Here is a 3,935-nt window from a genome sequence, read left to right on the forward strand (position 1 = left end):
GAATAAAGTAATGATTTCATAGAGAGGAATGGATTATGGAATTAGAAAAATTATTTTGTGAAATAGATGATTTTTGTGTAATTTTTGAAGAGAATTTTAAGTCTCAGTTTACAGATTGCTTTGAGAATTTTGAGTAATTCAATTGCACGAGGTATTTCCATTAAACTCAAGGATGGCATTATTTGATAAACAGTTGGATTGTCTTGTTGGAGATATATAAATTGGTAATTAATTCCGTTTGTAACTAAACCCCAAACCGATTTTTGACAAATTAAACTTTCATTTGTATATGCTAGTAATTGGGGTAATCCTACCGAGACATCAATTTGACTATTTTTAGATTCGATAACCAATGTCCAAAAAGATGTATTTTTAAGAGATTTACTCACGGATTTAGTCGCTTTATTCACAGCTAAAATATCCATTCTGCCAGTAATGATTATATCTTCGTCTTCGATTTCAATATTAGCAATGTCTTCTTCTAACTTGATTTCTAACGGATAACGGTAAAATCCGGCTAACCTCATCAAAGGAGCAACAACTAAAAACTTCACTTGCCCTTCCGATACCTTTCCTGCTGTTAGATAACTCCGAAAATCATCCCTAATTTGCAGCAAATCCTTTTGTTCTTCATCTGTTAAATTCTCTAATTGCAACCAGGAGGTAAAAGAATCCCAATACTCCTCTCGAAACCCAAAAAGACGTTGAACTTCTCCAAGCGATAAATTACGTGCATTCAGAATAGTCATAATTAGTTACCAAAACTCAATTAGTTGAATTCTCACTTGCGATTATGAGAGCTTATCCAACCTATCACTTAAATCTCTCAAACAAAACTTCTCTGATACAAATATCTTATGAGACTACATCCACTTAATCGTCTGAAAGTCTCTCCACATCTACATTTAAACCCAATTTCACCAGCATCTCAATTTTACTATCAATAAAAACCTCACATTCTCAATATTACTAAGAATATTAATCATTAATTCAACGTAAATGCGTCGTTTCAGGGGTTGAAAATGGGGGTATATTTTCCAGCAAATTGGTGGTAGTATAATCCTATGGGGAGGTTATATTAAAAAATTAACGCCATATTTTAACGACTTTACCCTGTAATTCTTGAGCATACCAAAATGTATTTGCTGAAAGTGTCTGTAAATTCCTCGATTCGACCTTCCAACTTTCTTGGGGATTAAATAAGACTAATTCAGCCTTTTTCCCTGTAACAACACCACTAATACTTTGTTGTAAACACTCAGCAGGACCTTTACTCAATGCCTGCCATAATTCTAAAGCTGTAAATTCCCCCGTTTCCACCAAGTTCTGCCATAACAAAGGCAATGCTAACTCATACCCAATCGCTCCGGGAGGTGCATCGGCAAAAGCGACGGTTTTTTCCTCGTAGGTGTAGGGTGAATGGTCGATGGCGATCGCATCTAAAACCCCTGATTTTACAGCTTTTCTCAATGCCAGCATATCACTGTAATTTCCCAAAGGTGGTTCTAACCGTAAACTAGGATGGTAACTTTTCAGCGCTTTGGTATCGAGTAAAAGGTGCATCCATGTGGTACTGGCAGTTATGGGAAGTCCCCGCGATTTTGCTTTCTCGATTAATTCCACACCGCGAGCAGTGGAAACCCCCATGATGTGAACTGGGGTTTTTGTCGCCGCAACTAACTCTAATAATGATGCGATCGCAGAAGTTTCGGCGGCAATTGGTGTCAAAGGTAAGCCAAATCTAACTGCATCAACCCCTTCCCGCATAATTCCATTGGCACGTAATTGACGATCGCAAGCAAAAAAAGCGGCAGGTTTATTGAAGGGTTGTAAGTATTCTAAAGCGCGACGTACCAAACTTAGGTTATCTAGGGGTTGTCCATCGGCAAAACCAATTATCCCCGCAGTTGCCAATTCCCCTAATTCTGTCAATTTCTGTCCCATGACATCGCGAGTAATCGCACCCCAAATATGTAGGGAGGGAATGGGGGAAGAAACCTGTTGGTGTTTGATCCAGGATTGATGTAATTGTGTCACCACTGCTGGATTATCAATTGGGGGAGATGTGTCGGGTAAAATACAAATCCGCGTAAAACCACCATTTGCGGCAGATTTGAGTAGGGAATCAAGGGTTTCCCGTTCTTCGTATCCTGGTTCTCCGGAATGACTATATAAATCTATTAATCCTGTTCCTAGAATTAATCCCCGACAGTCACGAATTTGGGTATCTGAGGGAAAATCTGAAATATTTGCAGCAACTGATACTATTTCCCCATTCTGAATTAGCACGTCAGCTAATTGGTCGTTTTCAGAAATTGGGTCAATAATTCGTACTTGTTGCAATAATTCAGTCATAGCTAGTCAAACTGGGGAGTTAGGAATTAGGAGAAACAATGAGTTACAAAGTGTCCCATTTCAGTGAGGTACACTTCCATCTGTATTTATCTGCGTTTATCTGCGTGCATCTGCGGTTTTATCTCTATTTATGTACCTCACTGCAATTTGCTGTACGTATTCAGATGGGAGTCTAAGAACCCAATTTTTTTACCTTAATTATTCTGAATTCTAAATTTACAAAGCACCAGCAGCAGTTTTATCGAGAACACCACCACCTAAATGTGCAGTGATATTCATCGCTTGCAAAACTGGTAAACCATTTAAACCAGAGGGATAATCAATGACGCTGACAGCACCATTCCCTTGACGGAAATTCCAGAAATTTTGATTCGATAATCCGAGAATATGACAAAGTAAAGTCTTATTGGTGGCATCATGAGCCACAATTAAACCAACTTGACGGTTTTCATCAATGGCAGTTTCCACTATTTTCTGCCAAGCTGCAACAGCGCGATCGCGAACTTGTTGTAAATTTTCCCCTTCTGGCATTTGTACATTGGCTGGTTGCGATCGCCATCTTTCCAATTCTCCGGGAAATTCCTGTTCGATTTCTTTTTCAAATTTTCCTTCCCAAAGTCCGTGACTAATTTCGCATAACCCTGCATCTAATCCTAATGGGGAATTGGCATGAGGAAGCAAAATAATTTCTGCGGTTTCCTTTGGACGTGCCATTGTACTCGATACGGCAAAGTCGATATTTACGTCTTTGAGAAATTCTGCCGCTTTACTTGCTTGCTGTTTTCCATTCTCATTCAGGGGAATATCGATTTGTCCCTGAAATCTCCCTTGACGATTCCATTCAGTCTCACCATGACGCACCAGTAATAAACGTATTCCTTGATGTCCAGGACGTAATGTCGGGAAAATTTCACCCATGTGCTGTGTCTGATTCAGGGATTCGAGTTGGACATTATCATCTAAACCACCGGAAAAATTCAGAACGCTAATTGCACAATTCGATTGCTGTAATGAATGATAGCGAGATGGGGAAATTCCTAAAGCTGTACTAATTAAGGCTCGATTTATCCCGTTATGTCCAACTATTAATATGGTTTTACCTTGATGCTTTTGTAATAATTCTTGCCAAAATTCTTTTGCTTGTTTATATAAAGCGAGTATCGGGAAATGTTCCCGATTTCCGGTTTCCGTAGCAACTTGCATGACAAATTTTTCTGGACATTCATGCCAAGTACGGTACTCTTCAGCAAACTTCTCTTTGACTTCGGAATTTACCATCCCTTCCCACAAGGGTAGGTCAATTTCCAAAAGCTGATCGGAGGTTTGTAAGCTGATTTGATTCGTAGCCAATTCGCTGCAAATAATTTCTGCTGTGGATTTTGCCCTTCTCAGAGGACTAGCATAAATTGCATCGAAGGAAATATTGCTGAGGACTTTACCTACCTTTGCCGCATCGTTACGACCTTTTTCTGTTAATTCGGAGCCATTGGAACGTCCTTGAATCCGTTTTTCGGTGTTGTAATTACTCTGACCATGACGCACGATGATGACACGGGTCATCTTGGTAGTCCTCCTAATTC

General features: G+C 39.4%; 3 protein-coding genes. All 3 read right to left on the bottom strand.

What is annotated here, in order from left to right; genetic code table 11:
• Positions 1 to 50 precede the first annotated feature (50 nt).
• Positions 51 to 749: a restriction endonuclease subunit R gene (locus CK510_RS27535; RefSeq protein ID WP_095724688.1), complete on the bottom strand. Its 699-nt coding sequence runs from the start codon at positions 747 to 749 to the stop codon at positions 51 to 53.
• Positions 750 to 1,086: 337 nt separating this feature from the next.
• Complete coding sequence (locus CK510_RS27540; protein WP_095724689.1) at positions 1,087 to 2,355, bottom strand: dihydroorotase; 1,269 nt, start codon at positions 2,353 to 2,355, stop codon at positions 1,087 to 1,089.
• Between the two features lie 216 nt (positions 2,356 to 2,571).
• The gene (locus CK510_RS27545) at positions 2,572 to 3,915 is read right to left on the bottom strand and encodes a histidine phosphatase family protein (RefSeq protein ID WP_095724690.1); all 1,344 of its coding nucleotides are present in this window, start codon (positions 3,913 to 3,915) and stop codon (positions 2,572 to 2,574) included.
• Positions 3,916 to 3,935: the final 20 nt, after the last annotated feature.

The organism is Brunnivagina elsteri CCALA 953, from assembly GCF_002289455.1.
In the GTDB taxonomy this organism is placed as follows: domain Bacteria; phylum Cyanobacteriota; class Cyanobacteriia; order Cyanobacteriales; family Nostocaceae; genus Brunnivagina; species Brunnivagina elsteri.